This window comes from Pararhizobium polonicum (genome assembly GCF_001687365.1).
GTDB classification, from domain to species: Bacteria; Pseudomonadota; Alphaproteobacteria; order Rhizobiales; family Rhizobiaceae; genus Pararhizobium; species Pararhizobium polonicum.
The window spans coordinates 201,392-223,452 of record NZ_LGLV01000009.1 but is presented as its reverse complement, the minus strand read 5'-3'; the positions used below and the strand labels follow the sequence as shown (position 1 = coordinate 223,452).

At 62.7% G+C, this 22,061-nt stretch carries 20 protein-coding genes and 2 pseudogenes; 12 read left to right on the top strand and 10 right to left on the bottom strand.

Annotated elements, in window-relative coordinates; all coding sequences use genetic code 11:
- Positions 1–2 precede the first annotated feature (2 nt).
- Genes ADU59_RS15865 through ADU59_RS15835 form a run of 7 tightly spaced genes read left to right on the top strand, consistent with a single transcriptional unit; the run spans position 3 to position 6,016 of the window.
- Positions 3–1,079, top strand: coding sequence for a Gfo/Idh/MocA family protein (locus ADU59_RS15865; protein ID WP_068955101.1), 1,077 nt, complete (start codon positions 3–5; stop codon positions 1,077–1,079).
- Positions 1,079–1,897 carry a sugar phosphate isomerase/epimerase family protein gene (locus ADU59_RS15860; RefSeq protein WP_068955100.1) on the top strand — a complete coding sequence of 273 codons (819 nt, stop codon included), beginning with the start codon at positions 1,079–1,081 and terminating at the stop codon, positions 1,895–1,897. The genes ADU59_RS15865 and ADU59_RS15860 overlap by 1 nt, the downstream gene beginning before the upstream one ends.
- Positions 1,897–2,733 carry an alpha/beta fold hydrolase gene (locus ADU59_RS15855; protein ID WP_068955099.1) on the top strand — a complete coding sequence of 279 codons (837 nt, stop codon included), beginning with the start codon at positions 1,897–1,899 and terminating at the stop codon, positions 2,731–2,733. The genes ADU59_RS15860 and ADU59_RS15855 overlap by 1 nt, the downstream gene beginning before the upstream one ends.
- Positions 2,730–3,452: a ribulose-phosphate 3-epimerase gene (locus ADU59_RS15850; protein ID WP_068955098.1), complete on the top strand. Its 723-nt coding sequence runs from the start codon at positions 2,730–2,732 to the stop codon at positions 3,450–3,452. The genes ADU59_RS15855 and ADU59_RS15850 overlap by 4 nt, the downstream gene beginning before the upstream one ends.
- Positions 3,452–4,486: an ROK family protein gene (locus tag ADU59_RS15845; protein WP_083198293.1), complete on the top strand. Its 1,035-nt coding sequence runs from the start codon at positions 3,452–3,454 to the stop codon at positions 4,484–4,486. The genes ADU59_RS15850 and ADU59_RS15845 overlap by 1 nt, the downstream gene beginning before the upstream one ends.
- Positions 4,479–5,570: an ABC transporter ATP-binding protein gene (locus tag ADU59_RS15840; protein WP_068955096.1), complete on the top strand. Its 1,092-nt coding sequence runs from the start codon at positions 4,479–4,481 to the stop codon at positions 5,568–5,570. Before ADU59_RS15845 ends, ADU59_RS15840 begins: the two co-directional genes overlap by 8 nt.
- A 26-nt stretch (positions 5,571–5,596) precedes the next feature.
- A complete protein-coding gene (locus tag ADU59_RS15835) occupies positions 5,597–6,016 on the top strand; it encodes a GlcG/HbpS family heme-binding protein (protein WP_068955095.1) in 420 nt (139 codons plus the stop codon).
- Positions 6,017–6,060: 44 nt separating this feature from the next.
- Here the strand turns inward: ADU59_RS15835 and ADU59_RS15830 are convergent, their stop codons facing one another.
- The 3 genes and pseudogenes from ADU59_RS15830 to ADU59_RS29670 all read right to left on the bottom strand — a co-directional run.
- Positions 6,061–6,894, bottom strand: coding sequence for a DUF3313 domain-containing protein (locus tag ADU59_RS15830; RefSeq protein ID WP_068955094.1), 834 nt, complete (start codon positions 6,892–6,894; stop codon positions 6,061–6,063).
- Positions 6,895–7,061: 167 nt separating this feature from the next.
- Positions 7,062–7,463 (bottom strand): annotated as a pseudogene (locus tag ADU59_RS15825) (sensor histidine kinase); the annotation flags it as partial.
- Between the two features lie 11 nt (positions 7,464–7,474).
- Positions 7,475–7,678, bottom strand: a pseudogene (locus ADU59_RS29670) (DNA-binding response regulator); the annotation flags it as partial.
- A gap of 307 nt (positions 7,679–7,985) precedes the next feature.
- On the opposite strand from ADU59_RS29670, the gene ADU59_RS15815 reads away from it, so the two are divergent.
- The 5 genes from ADU59_RS15815 (at position 7,986) to ADU59_RS15795 (ending at position 14,539) form a co-directional block, all read left to right on the top strand.
- Positions 7,986–9,170, top strand: coding sequence for a M20 metallopeptidase family protein (locus tag ADU59_RS15815; RefSeq protein WP_068955091.1), 1,185 nt, complete (start codon positions 7,986–7,988; stop codon positions 9,168–9,170).
- 188 nt (positions 9,171–9,358) lie between these two features.
- Complete coding sequence (locus tag ADU59_RS15810) at positions 9,359–10,942, top strand: ABC transporter substrate-binding protein (RefSeq protein ID WP_068955090.1); 1,584 nt, start codon at positions 9,359–9,361, stop codon at positions 10,940–10,942.
- Between the two features lie 183 nt (positions 10,943–11,125).
- Entirely contained in the window at positions 11,126–12,112 is a 987-nt protein-coding gene (locus ADU59_RS15805) for an ABC transporter permease (RefSeq protein WP_068955183.1), read from the top strand.
- Positions 12,109–12,939 carry an ABC transporter permease gene (locus ADU59_RS15800; RefSeq protein ID WP_068955089.1) on the top strand — a complete coding sequence of 277 codons (831 nt, stop codon included), beginning with the start codon at positions 12,109–12,111 and terminating at the stop codon, positions 12,937–12,939. Before ADU59_RS15805 ends, ADU59_RS15800 begins: the two co-directional genes overlap by 4 nt.
- Positions 12,932–14,539, top strand: coding sequence for an ABC transporter ATP-binding protein (locus ADU59_RS15795; RefSeq protein WP_068955088.1), 1,608 nt, complete (start codon positions 12,932–12,934; stop codon positions 14,537–14,539). The genes ADU59_RS15800 and ADU59_RS15795 overlap by 8 nt, the downstream gene beginning before the upstream one ends.
- Positions 14,540–14,672: 133 nt before the next feature.
- Here ADU59_RS15795 and ADU59_RS15790 read toward each other — a convergent pair whose 3' ends face one another.
- From ADU59_RS15790 to ADU59_RS15760, 7 genes are all read right to left on the bottom strand, one after another.
- On the bottom strand, positions 14,673–15,902 hold the full coding sequence (locus ADU59_RS15790; protein ID WP_425332024.1) for a cystathionine beta-lyase: 1,230 nt from the start codon (positions 15,900–15,902) through the stop codon (positions 14,673–14,675).
- Positions 15,903–15,946: 44 nt separating this feature from the next.
- Complete coding sequence (locus tag ADU59_RS15785) at positions 15,947–16,543, bottom strand: 2-hydroxychromene-2-carboxylate isomerase (protein ID WP_068955086.1); 597 nt, start codon at positions 16,541–16,543, stop codon at positions 15,947–15,949.
- A 54-nt stretch (positions 16,544–16,597) separates the two neighbouring features.
- Positions 16,598–17,638 carry an LLM class flavin-dependent oxidoreductase gene (locus ADU59_RS15780; RefSeq protein WP_068955085.1) on the bottom strand — a complete coding sequence of 347 codons (1,041 nt, stop codon included), beginning with the start codon at positions 17,636–17,638 and terminating at the stop codon, positions 16,598–16,600.
- Positions 17,639–17,652: 14 nt separating this feature from the next.
- Positions 17,653–18,591: an ABC transporter substrate-binding protein gene (locus ADU59_RS15775; protein WP_068955182.1), complete on the bottom strand. Its 939-nt coding sequence runs from the start codon at positions 18,589–18,591 to the stop codon at positions 17,653–17,655.
- Between the two features lie 77 nt (positions 18,592–18,668).
- Positions 18,669–19,613 carry an ABC transporter substrate-binding protein gene (locus tag ADU59_RS15770; protein ID WP_068955084.1) on the bottom strand — a complete coding sequence of 315 codons (945 nt, stop codon included), beginning with the start codon at positions 19,611–19,613 and terminating at the stop codon, positions 18,669–18,671.
- A 78-nt stretch (positions 19,614–19,691) separates the two neighbouring features.
- A complete protein-coding gene (locus ADU59_RS31320; protein ID WP_083198290.1) occupies positions 19,692–21,470 on the bottom strand; it encodes an amino acid ABC transporter permease/ATP-binding protein in 1,779 nt (592 codons plus the stop codon).
- Positions 21,471–21,505: 35 nt separating this feature from the next.
- Entirely contained in the window at positions 21,506–22,048 is a 543-nt protein-coding gene (locus ADU59_RS15760; protein ID WP_068955083.1) for a GNAT family N-acetyltransferase, read from the bottom strand.
- Positions 22,049–22,061 lie beyond the last annotated feature (13 nt).

The following is a 22,061-nucleotide window of genomic DNA, read 5'->3' as shown; positions in this document are numbered from 1 at the left end:
CGATGATTGAAAAGGAAAGCCGGCGTCTGCGTGTTGGCGTGCTGGGTTGCGGACCGATCGCCCAGTTCGCGCATCTGGAATCCTGCGTCAAGGCCCGCAATGCGGACCTGTATGCGATCTGCGATGCGGCGCCCGATCTTCTGGCGCGGATGGGTGCGACCTACGAACCGCAGAAGATGTATGCCGATTACGATGCCATGCTGGCCGATCCGGAGCTGGAAGCCGTCATCGTCGCGACGTCGGATGCCTATCACGTGCCGATGTCGATCAGGGCGCTCAATGCCGGCAAGCACGTGCTCTGCGAGAAGCCGACCGGCGTGACCATCGAGGAAGGCCGGGAACTCGCCGATGCGGTGAAACGTTCCGGCAAGGTGCTGCAGGTCGGCCACATGAAGCGCTTCGATCCGGCGCTGGAAGCGGCCCACGACTTCGTGCGCAACGACATCGGCGACATCTTTGCCATGAAAGCCTGGTATTGCGATTCCACCCATCGCTACACCAACACCGACGCGGTGCAGCCTTTGCCGATCACCAGCAAGCTGGCCAAGAAACCGGCCGGCAATCCCAAGGCCGACCTGCGGCAATATTTCATGCTGGCGCATGGCTCGCATCTGGTCGATACCGCCCGCTTCTTCTGCGGCGAGATCGTCGCGGTGCGGGCGCGCCTTCTGGAACGGGCCGGTGCCTATTGCTGGTTCGTCGAGACCGAATTCGCCAATGGCGCACTCGGCCATCTCGACCTGACCGTCGCCGTGCGCATGGACTGGCACGAGGGCTTCCAGCTCTATGGCGAAAACGGCTCCGTCCTCGCCAAGACCTTCAACCCCTGGTACCTGCGGGCCAGCGAAGTCGAAATCTTCCATGAGAGAGATGCAACGACCCGCAAACCGCTGGGCGCCGACGGCCATTTCTTTCGCCGCCAGCTGGAAGGGCTTGCCGACACGGTTCTGACCGGCGCACCGATGCGCGGGGCCGACATCGAAGACGGCATCGCATCGATCCGCGCCATGGTCGCTATCGCCCGCTCGGTGGAAGCCGGCGAGCGTGTCGAGCTTGCCTCCGTGACGGGGTCGGTCTGATGCAGATCGGGATTTTCGCCAAGACCTTTGCCGGATCGGACCCGTTGAGCGTGCTGTCATCGGTCAGGCAAAGCGGCTTTGCGACGACGCAGTTCAATCTGGCCTGCGCCGGCCTGCCTTCGATGCCCGATACGGTCTCTCCCGGCATCATCGCAGCGATAAAGGCGGCATCGAAACAGACCGGCGTATCGCTGGCAGCACTGTCCGGCACCTACAACATGGCGCATCCCGACAAGGCGGTGCGCGACAGCGGCCTGCGCCAGCTTGCCGTCGTGATCGAGGCGGCCGCTGTCCTCTCCATTCCGCTGGTGACATTGTGCACCGGTAGCCGCAATGCCGCCGATCAATGGGCGCACCATCCCGACAATGCCGATCCATCGGCATGGGCGGATATGGCGACCGAGATGGCCAAGGCACTCGTAATCGCAGAGCGGCATGGCGTCGATCTCGGTATCGAACCCGAGCAGGCCAATATCGTCACCTCCGCCGATGATGCCGTCCGGCTGATCGCCGAGATGGGCTCGAAGCATCTGCGCATCGTGCTGGACCCGGCCAATCTGTTCGAGCGGGCAACCAAGAACGAGGCCCTTACGATCGTTGCCGATGCGGTCGAAACATCCGCCGGCCACATTGCGATGGCCCACGCGAAGGATCGCCATGTGGACGGACGTTTTGCCACCGCCGGGCAAGGCGTCATCGACTTCGCCGATTTCGTCGCCCGCTTGAAGGCGACGGGGTTTGACGGTCCACTCATCACTCACGGCCTGTCGGCGGAGGAAGCGCCCGATGTCGCCGCCTTCCTGAAAGGGTTGATCTGATGGCCCGTGTTGCCGACCTTCAGCGCGATGATGCCGAACTTTGCGTCTTTGACGGCGGCGAAGGCCAGCCGGTCGTGTTTCAGCACGGGCTCGGCGGAGACGAGGCACAGGTTGCGCAGGCTTTTCCCGATGGGTCCGGCCAGTGGCGCAGGCTCACCGTCGAATGCCGGGGGCACGGCGGCTCATCCCTGGGCACCAGACCCGACTTCTCGATCGCGATGTTTGCCGACGACGTGCTTGCCATTGCCGACCGGCAGGGCATCCGGCAATTCGTTGCCGGTGGCATCTCGATGGGCGCAGCGGTCGCGCTTCATCTCGCACATGCCTTTCCGAACCGGGTGACCGGGCTCATTCTGGTCCGCCCCGCCTGGACGTTTGCGGTCTCGCCCGTGAACATGGCGCCCATTCGCGAGATCGCGGAGCTGATCCGGTCGAACCCACTTGAGCGGGCACGCGCCCTGTTCGTCCATTCTGAAACCGCCCGGCGCCTGAGCGTCGAGGCCCCCGATAATTTCGCATCCCTGCTGGGCTATTTCGATCGGCCGAACGCCGTGCCCTTCGCCGGCGTACTCGCCGGGATCGCCGCCGACGGACCGGGCGTTTCAAAGGCGAATGCCGCCGCGCTGTCGCTGCCGGCGCTGGTGATCGGCAATGCGCAGGACGCCGTTCATCCGCTCGATTCGGCCCGGCTGCTGGCTGACACCCTTCCGCATGCCCGGTTCGTCGAAGTTGCCGCCAAGGCGACCGACAAGACCCGGCATCTGGCCGAGACCCGCGAAGCCATCGACCACTTCCTCATGACCCATTTCAAGAACCGGAGCCTCGTTACACCATGACGTCCACACCCCTTTCCGGCCCGGCCGCCATCGCTGCCCTCCCGCGCGACCGGCTGCTCGGCGAATTCTCGCTCTGGTCGGCGGATCTTGCCAATATGGAGACCGATCTGAAGCGTATCGAAGCGCATGTCGATCTACATCATATCGATGTCGCCGATGCCCGCTTCACACCCGGCTTTCTGTTTTTCCCGGATTTCGTCGCCCGCATCGCCAAGCTAACAGCCAAGCCGATCCACGTGCATCTGATGGTCGAGGCTGAAATCGTCGAGGAACAGACGCGGCAATTCATCGAAGCCGGCGCCGATCTGATCAGCGTTCATGCCGAGAATGGCGAGGCCGGCCTGCGTGCCGTCAAGCTGGCCCGGGAACTCGGTGCCGAGGCCGGGGTCGTGCTGCGTCTGGAAACGCCGGTCGCCGAGGTTGTGCCGTTTCTGGCGCATGTCGCCTTCGTGACACTTCTGGGCACGTCGATCGGGGTCAAGGGACAAAGCCTCTCGGAAAAGGCCTGCGACCGGCTGCTTGAAGCGCGTGCCCTGCTGAAACAGGCAGGCCGCGAGCAGGACATCATTCTGGCTGCCGATGGCGGCATCCGCGAACAGACCGTGCCGCTGCTGCGCGGCGCCGGCGCCGAAACTGTCGTGCTCGGCTCTCTCGCCTTCGGCGACAAGGATCTGGCCAGCCGCATCGCCTGGCTGCACGCGCTGGAGACCAAAAACTGATGACCAGGGTCGCTCTTGCCTTTGATCTGGGCGGAACGGAGCTTCGCGCCGCGCTCGTCGATGGCGAGGGCCGGCTTCTGGCATTCGCATCGGTTCCGACGCTTGCCAGGGAAGGTGTGATGGCGGTTGTCGGCCAGATCGAGATGCTGGCCGAAACGGTCCGCAGGGAGGTGCCCGACGCCGTTGTCGCCGGGGTCGGCATCGGAGCGCCGGGGCCGCTCGATCCGAAAGCGGGAATCGTTCTCGGTGCGCCGACCTTGTCCGGCTGGCACGACGTGCCATTGGCCGGCATTCTGAGCGACCGGTTTGGCCTGCCGGTCGGCCTCGAAAACGATGCCAATGCCGCAGCGCTCGGCGAATGGTGCTTCGGCGCCGGCCGTGGCGCCAATTCTCTGGTCTTCGTCACCGTCTCGACCGGGATCGGCGGCGGCGCAATTGCCGATCGGCGCATCATCCACGGGCGGCGGGGGCTGGCCGCGGAAATCGGCCATATGACCATTACCGATACGGGCGACCGCTGCTTTTGTGGCGCGGTCGGATGTTTCGAAGCCGTCGCCTCCGGTACCGCACTCGGCCGCCGTGCGACCGCCATGACGGCGGCTGGAGATGGCTCGAGGCTGCGTGTCCTGTCCTGCGACGCAGCCGTGACCGGCCGCGATGTCGTCGATGCGGCGCGAGCGGGCGATCCGATGGCACTGTCTCTGCTGGCGGAGGAAGCGCGATGGCTGGGTATCGGCTTTACCAATCTTCTGCATCTCTATTCGCCGGACGTGATTGTCATGGGCGGCGGCATTTCAAACGGGTTCGATCTGTTGAGCGAAACCATCGAGGCGACAATCCGCAGCCGCGCCATGCCGGCCTATCGCGACGTACCGGTGGTACCGGCGCAGTTGGGCCGCCATGCCGGCCTCATCGGGGTCGCAAGCCTCATCCTCCGCGATGAAGGCGAGGCCATGCCTCCCGCCACCGAAGCAGATCTGGACCATCAGCCCGGGGCCACGCCCGCCGGGCCAAAGGAGGCCATTCATGGCTGAGCTGAACCTACGCGACGTCCGCAAATCCTATGGAGCCGCCGAGGTGATCAAGGGCATAAATCTCGATGTCAAGGACCGCGAATTCGTCGTCTTCGTCGGCCCGTCCGGCTGCGGCAAATCCACCCTGCTGCGGATGATCGCCGGTCTGGAAAAGATCAGCGGCGGCGAACTGACCATCGACGGCGTGCGCTCCAACGAGATCGGCCCTTCGGAACGCGGCCTTGCGATGGTCTTCCAGTCCTATGCGCTTTACCCGCATATGACCGTGGCGGAAAATATGGGCTTTGCGCTGAAGGTGGCCGGCATACCGGTCGCTGAGCGGTCCCGAAAGGTGCGCGAGGCAGCCGAAGTGCTGCAACTGGCGCATCTTCTCGACCGGCGACCGAAGGAGCTTTCCGGTGGCCAGCGCCAGCGCGTCGCCATCGGTCGTGCCATCGTGCGCAATCCCAAGATATTCCTGTTCGACGAGCCTCTGTCGAACCTCGATGCGGCGCTGCGGGTCAACATGCGGCTGGAACTGATGCGCCTGCACGAACAGCTCAAGGCGACGATGATCTACGTGACCCACGATCAGACCGAAGCCATGACCATGGCCGACAAGATCGTCGTCCTGCATGCGGGACATATCGAGCAGATCGGCTCGCCCCTCGATCTCTATAACCGTCCGGCCAATACCTTCGTCGCAGGCTTTATCGGGTCGCCCAAAATGAACCTGCTGACTTTGAAGATTACTGCCGCCGGACCGGAAGGCGTGACCGTCACGCTCCCCGATGGTGCAGCGCTGACCGTCGCCGTCGACGCCGGAAGCCTGAAGCCAGGCGATGAAGCGATCCTCGGCATCCGGCCGGAGCATCTGCGCGTTGCGCAGGCCGGCCAATTCGGCGGTGAGGCCGTGCTGGCCGAACGCCTGGGAAGCCTGACGATCCTTCATGTCGATCTGATCCCCGGCACGACGCTGGTCGTTCAGGCCGAGGGTGGCGATACAACGCCGCTGCACGCGTCGATCAGGCTGACCGTCGATCCGGCCAGCTGTCACCTCTTCGATGCCGGCGGCAAGGCTCTTCAGCCGCTTGGCCGCGGCTGAACCGATTTCACCAAAGGAAAACACCCATGGCTGTAACACGAGAAACCCTGACATTGACCCATTCGGGCGCCATGACCGCCCTGGCCGCGGCGATCGCCCATGCCGAAGCCATCAAGGTTCCGCAATGCATCTTTCTGGTCGATGTCAGCGGCGAGGTGATTGCAAGCGTCCGGATGGACGGCGCGAAATATCTGAGCATGCATACCGCCCGCGCCAAGGCGCGAACGGCAGCCTCGATCAATGCACCGACGGGCACGATGACGGCCGAATTCGGCACGGCCGCCGGTATCGCTTCACAAGGGGGCGTCACCTCGCTGCCCGGCGGTCTGCCGATCCGCTTCGGCAACCGGCTGGTCGCTGCGATCGGCGTCGGCTCGGGAACCGGTGATCAGGATTTCGAGGTCGCACGCGCCGGCCTGGCAGCGATCGGCGCCGACGCAGTCTGACCGGGTATACGTCGGGTCTGACGGCGTCGGCGCTGGTCTGAAAGTCAGGATTGCGGAGTGGCCTTGGCTTTTTTGTCGGTCCACTGCGGAGGTGCTCCGAACTTGTCCGCCACCATGCCGGCCAGGCCGCGCGCGCGGCCAAAGGCATCGCAAGCTGCATATTTCGGTTTGCCGCCCATTGCCGATTTCATGCGCTGTCCGGACGGCAGGGAAAGATCCAGCCCCTTCGGCTCCTTACCCGCCACCAGCATCCGCGAGAAATACGTGCCGAAATTGGCCGCAAGACTGTAGGCGTCGCCGACTTCGGAGACGCGTGCACTGTTGGTGATGGAGTTGGCGCCCTTCGACCAGATAACGGCCGCGCGTTGTGCCCCCATCGGGTCAAGCGCCTCGGCTTCGACCGCCAAGCCACCGAGACCGGCGGGCAGACGCGGAATGCCGACTGGCAGGGCGACACTGCTTCCAAGCGAAACGGCGGTGGAAACGCCAGCCATGGTCTTGTTGGTCGGCACGATATCGGTGACGACGGCCCGAACGGTCAGGTCGGCCGGCTGACCGGCAGGGACCAGCTGATACTTGTCGCTGAGTGCGACACAAACGGCGCGGTCCAGAGCGTTCGTGACAAGCGATCGATCCTGCACCGTCTTGATGCGAGAGGCAGCCTCGAAGGAAAAGATGGACGGCAGGATAGAGACGGTCTTTACCGCCGCCAATCCTTGCGCATCCACGAATGTCCGCGACTTGGTGAACTTACCCTTGGCGGGACTGAGCTGATTGTAGGAAGTCAGCGTTCCGCCCTCTTTCAAGGGGACGGATGTGCAGCCGGAGATGAGGAGGAGAAGCGGCAGGCCGACCCCTGCGATTTTCAATCGAGGCATTGTCCTGTCACCACAAACGCGACGGGTTGAATTCACATGGTCGTTTGCTGCACACGTTTCGGCCTCCATCATGGATAACAATGCCCCAGATATTCTGCGCCGAGGATTGCGGCAACATTACAAGCCTGCCTCTGAATGATGGCAGGATCGTATTTGCTGGTGCCATCTTACAACCGGATCCTGACGGCGGTTCCGGACGGGGCACCGTCGATCGTCACCTGGCCGCCATGACTGGCGACGATCTGCTTGACGAGGCTCAAGCCAAGGCCTGCGCCTTTGCTTCGCGGCGTGACGCGGTAGAATGGCTCGAAGACCTGCTCCCGCTGATCTGCTGGTATCCCCGGCCCTTCATCGGAAACTGTAATCTCGCCCACGCCTGAGACGGAGACCACGATCGTACCGGTATTGCCGCCGTGGTCGATGGCGTTGCGCACCAGATTGCCGATCGCCCGCGGCAGGGCAGCGGGACTGCCGTCCAGCTTGAGCACCGCAACGTCACTCTCGAAGGAAATTTCATAACCCGCGGCAATCGCCAGGGGCGCGAGATCGGCAACCACAGTGCGGGCGATGTGCCCCCTCCGCGAAGGACGGTCTTGCCCTTGCGCTTGGCAAGCGCAACGAGAACCAGAAGCTCACGACGGGGGAGGTCAAAGGGAGCTGAATTGACCGTCACGTCCAGATGAAGCGGATCGATCACGATCCGCCCGGCGGCGATCTGCTGTTCCGCCAGAACGGCCGGCCATCTCAGCACCGCTCGCACGCGCGCCATCAGCTCCTCGATCAGCAGAAACCTCATCGCCATGCTCCTTTCGTCCGTCTCTTTCTACCGCCAAGGTTGCGGCAGCATTGCGGACGGTTCGGTCAAAGCATGGCTGGATGTTTGGCTGTCGGTCGGAGGGCGGATGTTGGAAAACTGGGTTACGACCTCAGCCGCCGCGCCGAACAAGGGCGACGAGATCACGAGCCCGGCGAGAAGATCGACCGAGTGCCTTTCCTGACCAACCGTCATCCCCTATAAGCTGCGACGCCAGATCTGGTATCGTGTACGGCCAGCTTCGCTTGAGGCTTGAGTTTGTAGTAAGGACATCAACATGAACACCCACGTCAACGACCTCAACAGGCTCATTCAGGACCTGTCATCGAACCATGAGGCACATCTGATCGGAATCCGCCGTGACATTCATGCGCATCCCGAAACCGGCTTCGATGTCGAGAGAACAAGCGGTGTCGTCGCACGCGAGCTGGAAAGCCTCGGCATCGAGCATGTCACCGGCGTCGGGCGCACCGGCATCGTCGGCTTTATTCCGTGTGGAGCGCCGGGGCCGACGCTGATCATTCGCGCCGACATGGATGCGCTGCCGATTAAGGAACAGACCGGCCTGCCCTTCGCCAGCCGCATCGAAGGCAAGATGCATGCCTGTGGTCACGATTTGCACACGGCGACGCTGATCGGCGTGGGAGCCGTCCTGAAAGAGATCGCGCCGCGCCTGAGCGGCAACATCAAGTTGATGTTCCAACCGGCTGAAGAGACACAGGAAAGCGGCGCAGCCGCGATGATCGCCGACGGTGTGCTTGATGGCGTCGATTTCGCGCTCGGCTTCCACAATCACCCCGATGAGCCGATCGGCACCTTCAGTTTCGTCGAAGGGATCGCCAACGGTTCGTCCGACGAGTTCGATATCACCATCCACGCGGTATCCGGCCATGCCGCCCGCCCGCATATGGCTGTCGATCCCGTCGTCGCCACCGCGCAACTGATCACCCAGCTCCAGACCATCGTTTCGCGCGAGGTTGATCCCATGCGGCCGGCCGTGTTGACGATCGGTTCCATCCATGGGGGCAACACCCACAATATCATCCCGGATTCCGTCGGCATTATGGGGACCGTGCGCTGTCAGGATCCGGTCTCGCGCGACGCCATCGAAGCGGCGCTGAGACGCGTCTGTGCCGGTCTGGAAGCATCGATGCGGGTCAGGTGCGAGATCAACTATGTGCGTGGTGTCCCGTCGCTGGTATCCGACGATCGCCTTTTGAAAACGACGATAGCAGCCATCCGCGATCATTTCGGCGATGTCGTCCTGAAGCGCGAAGCAAGCCTTGGCGCGGAAGATTTCGCGCTGGTAGGGGCGAAGGTCCCCGCCTTTCAGCTCGGTGTCGGCGCCTCGCAGGAAGGCCGCGACGACCGGCTGCACAATTCCGATTACCAGCCGGATGAGCGCTGCATCGGCAACGGCGTCGTGGCGCTGTCGCTGGCGGCTGCGAGACTGCTGGCTTAACAGGGTCCGGGGGTGGTTCCATCGGTGGCAATCCGCATTTTCTTCCTCTGCGCAGAGGAATTTTAGAAGGAATTTGCGGGATTGCGCCACCGGAACCACCTAGAAACGCGGGCACGAACGTCGACAATCCATCATTCCGGGCGCGCTGACGCCAAACATCGTGAAACCACACCAAGGACGGAGCCATAATGCCGGGTCACAAGACTACCTCGAACATCCTGCAGCCCACGCGCCGGCAGCTTCTGCAAAACGCGGGCCTTCTGTCTGCAGCACTTTCGGCCGGTGGCCTGCTATTGCCGGGTTCGGCCGGCGCGCAAGCGGCAACGCCGGTCAAGGGCGGTCATCTGATCCTCGGCCTCGACACGGCTTCGAGCTCCGACCGGCTGGACCCGGCGTTCTACACCGAAGCCTACATGTATACGGTCGGCTTTCAGCTATTCAACACGGTGCTGGAACTCGGCCCCGACGGAAAGCTCTTCGGCGCCCTGGCCGAGAGCTGGGAAGCGGCAACCCCGGATGCGAGCAAATGGGTCTTCAAGCTGAAGAAGGGCATCCAGTTCCACAACGGCAAGGAACTTGTGGCCCAGGACGTCGTCTACTCGCTCAACCATCACCGCGGCGAAAAGAGCAACTCCGGCGGCAAGGGCCAGCTGCTCGCCGTTACCGATATCAAAGCCACCGACACCCATGAAGTGACCGTCACGCTCAGCGCCGGCAATGCCGATTTCCCGGCGGCCCTGGTGGATTATCACATGGGCATCGGCCCGGACGGCGGCGATTTCGACAAGGGCGTCGGTACCGGTGCCTTCATTCTCGAAGACTTCCAGCCGGGCGTGCGCGCGCTGACCAAGCGGAACCCGAACTACTGGGCATCCGACCGCGCCCATGTCGATTCGGTCGAAACCATCGCCATGAGCGATGCGACAGCCCGGATGGCCGCGCTTCTCAGCGGGCAGGTCCATATCATCAACCGCGTCGAACCCCGCACCCTGAGCCGGCTGAGCTCGCGTCCGGGCATACAGATCCTGCGTTCGCAGGAAAATACGATGTTCTGCTTCCCGATGCGGGTCGATGCCAAGCCATATGACAACGTCGATCTGCGCCTCGCGCTGAAATATGCGATCGATCGCGAAGAGCTGCAGAAGAGCCTTCTGGTCGGCACCGGCGCGATCGGCAACGACAATCCGATTGCATCGTGGAATCCCTACTTCGCCAAGGACATTCCGCAGCGTGCCTATGACGCCGACAAGGCCGCCTTCCATTTCAAGAAGGCCGGCTCGCCCGACGGCATCCAGCTCAGCGTCTCCGACAACGGCTTCCCCGGTTCTGTCGATGCCGCACAGCTCTTCCAGGCCTCGGCCGCCAAGGCCGGCATCACCATCGATGTCGAGCGCGTGCCTTCCGACGGCTATTGGGACGAGGTGTGGCTGAAAAAGCCGTTCGTCGCGTCCAACTGGTCCGTGCGCCCGACCGCCGACGCCATGCTGTCGCTGATCTTCCAGTCCGACGCACCGTGGAATGAAACGGCCTGGCGCGACGAATCGTTCGACAAGCTGCTTGCAGCAGGACGTGTCGAGCTGGACGAGACGAAGCGCAAGCAGATCTACCACGACCTGCAGGTGAAGCTGGTGGACGAGGGCGGCGAGATCATTCCGCTCTTCGTCGACAATCTGGCCGCAGCAACCGACAAGGTCGGCGGTTACGTTCCGGTCCCGGGCGGCGGCGATCTCAGCGGCTACCGCATCGCCGAGCGCGCCTGGCTGAATGCCTGACCTGCCGCAAGGACAGCACACTCCTTGCCCCCGGACGACAGTTCGGGGGCGTTTTTTACGGCGTCCCGCAGCCAGACCATTGCGCTGCGGCGCAGTTCGCGATAGCGCCATTCGATAAATCCTGACAACAGACAGATGGGCGGCCGGCCGTTGGCTGACGGAATCGATATAGAAATGCAGGCCATGCGGCCGTTACCGGCGCAAAAGGCGACCGGCGGAAGCCTGTGGCTGCTGCTGATCAAGCGTCTTTTCCTCGGCCTCGTGCTCCTGTGGGCCGTCTCGGTCGTCATCTTTGCCGGAACGCAGATCCTGCCGGGCGATGTCGCGACCTCGATGCTTGGCCAGCAGGCAACGCCGGAAGCCGTGGCAAGCATCCGCAAGGAGCTGGGGCTGGAACAACCGGCACCCGTCCGCTACGTCAAATGGCTGAACGGCGCCGTGCGCGGCGACTTCGGGCGCAGCTACAGCAACCGCCAGGACATTGCCAAGAGCATCGCGCCCCGTTTGAAAAATACGCTGCTTCTGGCAGCAATGGCTGCCGTGATTGCCGTGCCGCTTTCGATCCTTCTCGGCATCCTGTCCGTGCTCTACACCGGCACCTGGATCGACCGGACGATCGGCCTGGTCACGCTCAGCGCCATATCGCTTCCGGAATTCTTCGCGGGCTATCTATTGATCGCCTATTTCTCCGTCGCCCATTTCTGGCTTCCGAGCAGCGCCACCGTGTCCGACGCCATGCCGCTTGGGCAAAGGCTTGTTGTCATGTTGCTGCCCTGCCTGACGCTGGTTCTGGCCGTTCTCGGGCACATGATGCGGATGACGCGGGCAGCGCTCCTCAACGTCATGGCCTCTCCCTATATCGAAACGGCGCTCCTCAAGGGCCTGCCCTCCTGGCGCATCGTCTGGAAGCATGCGCTGCCCAATGCCCTGTCGCCCATCGTCAATGTCGTGGCGCTCAACCTGGCCTATCTCATCGTCGGCGTCGTCGTCGTCGAGGTGATCTTCGTCTATCCCGGCATGGGCCAGTATCTGGTGGATCACGTGGCAAAGCGCGACGTGCCGGTCGTGCAGGCCGCTGGCCTGGTGTTCGCCGCCGTCTACATCGTCCTCAACATCGTCGCCGACATGATTTCCGTTCTGGCCAATCCACGGCTGAGGCATCCGCGATGAAGAATCTGCCACGCTTCACGCTCATGGCCATGATCGGCTTTGCCGGCGTCGCCGCCTTTCTTTTGGTGGCGATCTTTGCGCCCTGGCTTGCGCCGCATCCGGTCTCTGCCGTGGTCGGCGGCGTCTGGGATCCGCCGTCTGCCGATGCGCTGCTGGGAACCGACAATATCGGCCGCGATCTGTTCTCGCGTCTCGTCTGGGGGGCAAGGATCACCTTCGTCATCGCAGCACTGGCGACCGCCATGGCCTTCCTGATCGGCGTATCGCTCGGCTTCTACGCCGCTGTCCGGCGTGGCTGGACCGATCAGGTCCTGTCGCGGCTCAACGACCTGATGATGGCGATCCCGACGCTGATCTTCGCGCTCGTCGTGCTCGCCGTCCTTCCCAAGAACATGGTAGTGCTCGTGCTCGTCATGGCCACGCTCGAGGCGACGCGGGTCTTTCGCGTCAGCCGCGCGATCGCCGCCGATCTCGTCGTGCTGGATTATGTCGAGGTGGCCCGGCTGCGCGGCGAGAGCTGGAGCTGGATCATTTTCCGCGAGATCCTACCGAATGCATTCTCGCCGCTTCTGGCCGAACTCGGCCTGCGCTTCGCCTTCGCCATTCTCTTCCTGTCCACGCTCTCGTTCCTTGGCCTCGGCGTCCAGCCGCCGGTCGCCGATTGGGGCAGCCTTGTGAAGGAGAACAAGGATGGATTGGTGTTCGGCGTCTTCGCGGCCCTCATTCCGGGTGCCGCGATTGCCGCGCTGGTCATCTGCGTCAATCTTGTCGTGGACTGGATGCTCCAGAAGACGACCAGCCTGAAGGGCGGGCGCCGCAATGGCTGAACTCCTGCTGAAAGTCACCGATCTCGAAATCAAGGCAGGCGATGCGGTGATCGTCGACAAGGTGTCGTTCGATCTCGAAAAGGGCCGTGTTCTCGGGCTGATCGGCGAATCCGGCGCCGGCAAGTCGACGATCGGCCTGGCCTCGCTCGGCCATAGCCGTGACGGCCTGCACATCACCGGCGGCCGCGCGGAGCTGAACGGCCGCGATATCCTGCACCTGTCCAACCGGGACACGCGCCTGCTGCGCGGTGCCGTCGTCACCTATGTCGCCCAGTCGGCGGCAGCGGCCTTCAACCCGGCGCACCGGCTGATCGATCAGGTCATCGAAGCCACGCTCTGGCACGGGCTGATGGGCCGCGCCGAGGCGATGGAGCGCGCCAAGGAACTCTTCGCCCTTCTCGGCCTGCCGGACCCGCGGAATTTCGGCGACCGCTATCCGCACCAGGGCTCCGGCGGCCAGTTGCAACGTGCCATGACGGCGATGGCGCTTTGCCCGAAACCGGAACTGATCGTGTTCGACGAACCGACCACCGCGCTCGACGTCACCACGCAGATCGAGGTTCTCGCCGCCATCAAGCAGGCCATCGCTCTCACCAGCACGTCCGCACTCTACATCTCCCACGATCTGGCCGTCGTCGCCCAGGTCGCCGATGAAATTCTGGTGCTCCGTCACGGCAAGATGGTCGAGCGTGGCACGGTCGACGATATCTTCAATGCGCCGACAGAAGACTATACCCGGCAGCTCGTTTCCATGCGCCAGTCGGAAAAGCCGGCCCGGGAACAGGCACCCGACAGCCTTTTAACCATCAAGGGAATAGACGCAGGCTACATACCGGGCATACCCGTTCTCCAGGATGTGACCCTTGATCTCGGCCGCGGCGAAACGCTCGCGGTGGTCGGCGAATCCGGTTCGGGGAAATCGACACTGGCGCGCGTTGTCACCGGCCTGCTTCCGGCCTCTTCCGGAACCTTGAGCTTCGACGGCAAGGAACTGGCGAACGGGCTTGCCGCGCGCACGCCTGACACGCTGCGCAATATCCAGATCGTCAACCAGATACCCGATCTTGCCCTTAATCCGCGCCAGACCGTCGAGGCGATCCTGTCACGGCCCCTCGCCTTCTATTTCGGCCTGAAGGGCGCCGCGCTCAAAAGCCGCGTGGCCACCCTGCTCGACCAGATCGAGCTTCCACGCGGGATGCTCAGCCGCTATCCGGCCGAATTGTCCGGCGGGCAGAAGCAACGCATCTGCATCGCTCGCGCGCTTGCGGCGGATCCCAAGCTGATCATCTGCGACGAGCCCACCTCGGCGCTCGATCCGCTGGTCGCCGAAGGCATTCTCGATCTCCTGATGCGCCTGCAAAACGAGGCCGGCACATCCTATCTGTTCATCACCCACGATCTCGCCATCGTACGGGCGATCGCCGACACGGTCGCGGTCATGCTCGGCGGCAAGGTTGTGCGTTATGGCCGCAAGGCCGAGGTATTGGCGCCGCCTTTCGATCCCTATACCGAAAAGCTGATTGCCTCTGTCCCGGAAATGCGCCCGGGCTGGCTGGATGAAGCCATCGCCAGAGGGTCTGCTCTCAAGGCAAACGACTGAAACATACGATGACACGGCGTGGACTGATTCCGGACGGCGGTACCGGCCACATCCATGCCCTTTCCGGGCAGTGCCGCTGCGTGTGATTGCAGGGGATACGGCCGCTGACGTGGAGCCACCATGTCCCCCTCTATCATTGAAGCGCGGCAAAACCTTTCGCGAGATCCGCCTTGAGATCGGCGACATCTTCAAGACCGATATGAAGGCGCAAAACCGGGCCTTCGTCCGGCGCTTGCAAAATGCGCCGCTCCTCCAGATCGACGTGGAGTGCCAGGCTCGAAAAACCGCCCCAGGAATAGCCAAGCCCGAAAAGCGAAAGACCATCCAGAAACGACTGGGCTTTCGCCTTGAATTCATCCTTGCGGGCAACAGCGAGCACAAACGAGAAGACGCCGCTTGCACCCTTGAAATCCCGCTTCCAGATGTCATGGCCGGGGAAACTCGGCAACGCAGGATGCAGCACGCGCGCCACCTCGCTGCGGGCCTCCAGCCAGCGGGCGATCTCGAGCGCGCCGGACTGATGGCGCTCCAGACGCACACCCATGGTGCGCAGCCCGCGCAAGACCTGATAGGCATCGTCGGCTGCTCCGCAGATGCCGAGCGCGCCATTCGCCTGTCTGAGGCGTTTCCAGTGTTCGGCGTTGGCTGAAACGGTCCCCAAAAGAATGTCGGAGTGACCGGCCGGATATTTGGTGGAAGCCTGGATCGAGATATCGACGCCGAAATCGAGCGGCCTGAAATAGAGAGGCGTCGCCCAGGCATTGTCCATCGTCACCACCGCATCATGCCGGTGAGCGACGGCGGCAATCGCGGGAACATCCTGCATCTCGAACGTATTCGAACCCGGTGCTTCGAGATGAACGAGTCTGGTGTTCGGCTTGAAGAGGGTTTCGATCGCCGCTCCGACGGAGGGATCGTAATATTCGACCTCGACGCCGAAGCGCTTGAGCATCGTATCGCAGAAATGGCGGACGTTGCCGTAGACGGAATCGACAATCAGCACGTGATCGCCCGGAGAGAGATAGGCCAGGAATGCAAGGGTGACCGCCGCAAGGCCCGACGGCACGAGGATGGTGCCGGCAGCCCCTTCCAGCGCGTTGACGGCATCACACAAGGCATCCGTCGTCGGTGTGCCGCGGGTGGCATAGGTATACTTTTGACTATGGGTTTCCATCGCCGCGGCATTCGGGAAAAGCACCGTCGATGCGCGAACCGTGGGGGGATTGATGAAACCGTGATAGTCGAAGGGATCATACCCCGCCCTGACCAGCTGCGTATTGGGCCCAAGGTTCTTTGATCTGTGGTCGCTGTCGCTCATGATGTCCTGCGTCTGGTTGGTGTCGGCCTGTGCAACCCGCTCGATCGTCCGGCGTGGTCGCGTACCCGGCCCAAATTCGTACTCTTTGGCTAAGGCCTGTCGCCATGAATGTGGCGTTCAAGAAAGGGCAGATTGTCCTGCCCCCAGTATAGCTCGTCCTCGTAGAGGAAGGTCGGAAAGCCAAAGACGCCGCGCTTTATCGCGTGTTCGCGATCGGCAGCCCATTTGGCCCGCACGTCGTCGTCCGCCTGCCGCTTCAAGAGGCCGGCTCCGTCGAAGCCCGCCGCGTCGGCAATCGCCGCCCGTATGCGCGGCTGGCCGATATCCTTTGCCTCGCTCCAGAAAGCATGCTGCAAGGCGCGGGTCAGGCCGATCCAGTCCTTGCCGTCGAGATAGGCGGCGATCACGATGAGAGATGCCGGCGCGGGGTCGCTCAACGCGGGACGGCTTTCGAGGATCAGCGTCTTGCCGCGCACACGCGCCCAGCGTTTCAGATCGCGTGTCCAATAGCCCCGGCGGATTTCGGGGCGATTGCGCGAGAATATCCCGCCATTCTCTTCGACGACCGTCGTCAGATACGGTTTGATCTCGACCTCGTTCTTCGCCGCCAGATCGACGAACGCGTCAAAGCCGATATAGGACCAGGGCGAGCCGATGGAAAAGAAATACTCAACGATTTTGGTCAATGTTCTTATCCCTATGGATATGGGCGCTTTGGGCGGAACGATGCTCGCTGCCGTCTACGCCGTGCGTTTTTCGCGGCCCGCGCCATCGAGCCAGCCGAGGCGTGGTGCGATGAGCGTGGCGAAATCGTGGATGATCTGGCGGTATTCCTCGTCCTCGAATTCATACGGAAGCTCGAGCCTGAGTTCGCTGACATGCGGCAGGATGGGATCGGCAAGCAGCCGTTCGAGGATCTGCTCCGAACTGCCGACAAGATCGCTGGCAAAGAGTGTGCGCCGCTCGCCCTGGGGCGTCAACGTCCGCTCATGGCGCCCCGTCGCATAATCGAGATAACGCTTGCGGGTGTGCCCATCGGCACTGTCGAGAGGGACGATGACGCGGCCGAGCGCGACACGTCTGCCGCCGCCACCACTTGCCTTGTAGACTTCCAGCTGGCGCGACTGGGCGACGAAGAAGTCATCCGTCTCCTCCCCCGTGGTGACATTGCCGATCAAAAGGTTGAAGTGGTTTTTGCCCGCCCAGCCGGCCGAGCGCAGCGAACCGCCGCCATACCAGATGCGATCGGTCAGCCCTTTGGCATAAGGCTGCAGCCGCGGCCTTTGCGGCCCGAAGGGCGTCTTGATGAAGGTGGTCTCGTCGCCGACCGGGTTGCTGTGCAGATTGTCGACGAAACGCAGGACGCGCGCGTGGGAGAAGTCGTTGCTTTCCCAGCCATCGTCAAAGACCAGCGGCGCGATCAGATCGGCATGCAGCGGCCGCCCGGCGCTCAGGCCGATGTTGAGACGCCCGCGCGACAGGACATCGACCGTCGAGAGATCTTCGGCCAAGCGGTAAGGGCTTTCATAGCCGATCGGGATAACCGCCGTTCCAAGTTGGATGCGGCTGGTGCGCTGCGTCGCGGCCGCCAGAAAGGCGGTTGCCGACGAGATACCCGGTTCCAGATGCCGCTGGCGTGCCCAGGCACTTTGGAAGCCGAGTTCTTCGCCATATTCCAGAAGCTGCAGCGCCTTTTCCAACCCGGACAGCGGATCGTCGGCCGGATAATTGCCCGGCGTCAGAAAGCCGATATGGCTGATAGACGGTGTGATGTCAGTCATTCTGCGTCTCCTGCTCAGGACTTCGGCAGGCCGGGTGGATTGGTTTCCGATTTTGGCAAGGCCTCCTCGGAAAGATGCCACCGGTTCAGAATTTGAGCGTAGACGCCACTGCCGATCAGGCCGTTGGTGGCGGTGGTCAGCGCGTCTGCCAGACCGCTCCCCTTCTTCGTGGCAATGGCCACGTCCGAGCGGTCGGGCCAGCCGGCGCTGAGCGTGCCGACACGCTTGATGTTATGGTCGCGGGAGGCAATGTAGACCAGCTGCGCATGCGGCTGGACGATCACGTCGGCACGTTTGGAAGACAGCGCCAGCAGGCTTGCAGCCTCGTCGTCGTAATATTGCAGCTCCAGCGGTTTCAGTCCGGTGGCGACGTTTTCCTCGTTCCATCGAAGCAGGATACGCTCCTGATTGGTGCCGGCACCGACGATGATCCTGAGACCGGCGGCGTCCTTCGGCTCCCTGATGGATGTGATCACGCTATCGGATTTGACGAAGAAACCGTGTAGTCCCTGCCGATAGGTGGAGAAATCGAATTTCTCCTTGCGCTGCTCGGTGACGCCGACATTGGAGATCACCGCGTCGTACTTGCCGGATGCCAGGCCAAGCGGCCAGTCGATCCAGGCGACCGGCACAAGCTCCAGTTCAAGCCCGAGACTGTCGGCGACAGCGGATGCATAGTCCGGATCCGCGCCGACCACGGTTGCCGCGTCCGTCGCATAGGTGGCGAGCGGCGGGCCGCCGGGACTGACCGCAACGGTGAACTTGCCCGGCGTTACAAATTTGAAATCCTTTGCAATCGCTGCGATGGCGGCTTCGTTCTTCTGCGCCCGGATGCGGCCCGATTGCTCGCGGCTGAGATCGAATGCATCGCCGGCATAAGCCGTACCGAACATGGCAAAGGCAGACGCCAGGGCGCCAAGCAAGACATTCCGAAAGGCCGATCTGCGGGTCATTGTCATCGTCTCCATATGAGAAACAGTCTTGCTCGAACCGGCGCTGCGCAAACGGCGCCGGTTCGGTTCTTGCAGGATTACGAACCGCTCTTCGGCAGGCCGGGCGGATTGGTCTTGGCTTCATCGATGGCCTCCGAACCGAGGCTCCAGGTATCCAGAACCTTCCGGTAGGCACCGCTGGCAATCAGATCGTTGACGACATGCGTGAGCGGCGCCGCCAGGCCACTGTCCTTGCGCGTGGTCACCGCGATCTCGGCGGTAATCGGCCAGCCGCCGCTGAGAGTGCCGACGAGCTTGGTCTTGCCGCTCAGCGCCGCCGCATAGGCCTGGGTCGCATTGACGCTCAAAACGACATCAGCCCTGCCGGACTGGACGGCCAGGTTCCGGACCGCATCATCGTCGTAATATTGTACCTCGACTGGCTTCAGCCCGGCCGCGACGTTCTGGCGGTCCCATTCGAGCAAGATCTTCTCCTGGTTGGTTCCGGCGTCGGTGATGACTTTCAGACCGGCGATATCCTTCGGCTCCCGGATCGTGGTGATCGGGCTTTCGGCCTTGACGTAGAAGCCCAGCTCATCCTTGCGATAGGTGGAGAAGTCGAATTTCTGCTTGCGCTCTTCGGTCACCGTCACATTCGAGATCACGGCGTCGAACTTGCCCGACGTCAGGCCGAGCGGCCAATCGGCCCATGCGACGGAGACCAGTTCGAGCTTCCGCCCCAGGCTGTCGGCAAGAACCTGCGCGAAATCGACGTCATAGCCGATGACCGTTTTGGAATCGGATGCATAGTCATGCAGCGGAAGATTGCCGCTGGTGCTGATGCCGACGGTGAAGACGCCATCTTCGACGAATTTGAAGTCCTTGACCTCTTCGATACGCTTCTCGTTCTTCTCGACCCGCAGGCGGTTCGGCTGCTCCGGGCTCAGGTCGAACTTGTCGGCGGCCTGCGCGGATCCGATGCCAAGAGCCGCAATGGTCACCGCGCCGGCCATCAGGCGTTTGGCTCTGTATAAGAATGTCATGTTTCCCGTCTCCATTTTCATCTTATGGTTGTGATTGTCGATAGTCCCATCCCGTCCGCTCAAGCGGCCGGGAAGCTGCTAGAGAACTTTTGCGAGGAATTCGCGGGTGCGCGGATGATCCGCCTGGCTGAAGATGCGGGCGGGCGGACCCGCCTCCAGAATGTGGCCACCATCCATGAACACGACCGTATCGGCCACTTCGCGGGCAAAGCCGACTTCGTGGGTGACGATGACCAGCGTCGTGCCAGTGCGCGCCAGCTCCTTGATGACATCGAGCACTTCGCCGACCAGTTCCGGATCGAGGGCCGAGGTCGGCTCGTCGAACAGCAGCACCTTCGGCTTCAGCGCCAGAGCGCGGGCGATGGCGACGCGCTGCTGCTGACCGCCGGACAGCTGGCGGGGATAGGCATGGATCTTGTCGCTGAGGCCGACACGGGCAAGCAATTCGCCGGCAAGCCGGATGGCTTGCTCGCGGTCGATACCGCGGACCTGCATCGGCGCTTCGATCAGGTTTTCGAGCACGGTCAGATGCGGGAAAAGGTTGAAGCTCTGGAACACCATGCCGATGTCGGCGCGGCGCTTGAGAATGTCCTTTTCCTTCAGTTCATAAAGCGTCTCGCCATTCTGGCGATAGCCGACGAGATCGCCATCGACGGAGATGAAACCGCTATCGACGCGCTCCAGATGATTGATGGCGCGCAGCAGCGTCGACTTGCCCGAGCCGGAGGGACCGAGAATGGCGGTAACACTGCCGGCAGGCAGGGTCAGATCGATCGTGTCGAGGACTTTCAAAGATCCGAAGCTCTTGGAAATACCGTGAATGCGTACAGTACCGCCGGTTCGCATCAGGGGCGCGTCACGAAAACCGGACTGCTGGGCGGCAGGGCTCGCAGCGGCAACAGGCGCCGGCGCCGGGCGGCGAAACTGCGCCAGGAGCGCTTGAAACGGCAGCGGAACCGGGTTGCGCACGGCACCCCTGGAGAAATAGCGCTCGATATAGTGCTGGGCGATCGACAGCACGGTCATGATGACCAGATACCAGGCCGTCGCCACCATCAGCAGCGGGATGACTTCGAGGTTGCGGCGATAGATGACCTGGACCGTGTAGAACAGTTCCGGCAGGGCCAGCACGTAGACCATCGACGTGCTCTTTGCCAAACCGATGATCTCGTTGAAGCCTGTGGGCAGGATCGAGCGCATGGCCTGCGGCATGACGATGCGGAACACCTGACGGCGGCGCGGCAGACCGAGGGCGGCAGCCGCCTCGAACTGTCCCTGATCGACGGACAGGATACCGCCACGCACGATTTCGGAGAAGAAGGCGGACTGGTTGAGCGTCAGCCCGAGAAAGGCCGCCGCAAAGGGTGTCAGCAATTGCACGGTGGGATATTCAAACAGGAGCGCGTTGGTGAACGGGACGCCGATCCGGATCGTCTCGTAGAGATAGCCGAGGTTGTTGAGGATCAGGAGAAGCACGATCAGCGGGATGGAGCGCAGCAGCCAGACGTAGCCCCAGGACAGGCCCGAAAGCAGCGGCGATCTCGACACCCGGGCGAGCGCCAGCGCTGTCCCCAGCACCGAACCCGACACCGTGGCCAGCACCGTCAGAAGCAGCGTCCTGCCGAGACCGGCAAGCACGGGTTCGGAAAAGAACCACTCGGCAAAGACGTTCCAGCCCCAGCGCGGGTTGGTGAAGGTGGAATAGAGAATGGCCGCGATGATCAGGCCTGCGAAAATCGTACCGACCAGGCGGCCGGGATGGCGGGCCGGAACGATCCGGTAGCGCGCATAATCCTGCTTGTGCTCGGCCGCCCTGATGACGGGATTGATGCCCGGGAAATCTGTCGTCAATGCCATGGCTATCCCCTTTATGGATTTAGGTCTTCGGCGCGTCAGCGATGTCCGGCTGCGAACTGGAGTTGCTGTTCGGCAGGCACGCTTGCCGCGGCGAGATGGCCGATCTCTTTTTCAAAGGGCAGGGATTTGTAGATTTCCGGATCGGCATCGACATCGAACAGGGCCGTGTAGCCGTAGGTCAGGTAGAGGCCGATCGCTTCCGGCTGGCGGAAGCCCGTGGTCAGATAGACCCGTGAATATCCCTGCCGTGCAGCCTGAACCTCCAGCTCGATCAACACTTTGCGCGCAAGTCCCTGACGGCGCAGATCGGACCGCGTCCAGATGCGTTTGAACTCGGCGGTGCGCTCGTCATAGTGCTTGAAGGCACCGCCACCGATGGTTTCGCCATTGCGCAGCAGCAGCAGGAAATTGCCGTGGGGCGGTGCGAAGGCTTCGGCCGGGTAGCGGTTCATCTCTTCGACAGCGCCCGCGGCATTGAAATAGGTGCCGTAGCGGCTGTCATATTCGAAGGTCAGTTCGTCGATCAGGGGCTTTGCACGCGGATCGAGGGGTGTGGTGTAGAGAAACGTATCGCTCATGTCGCCAATCCTG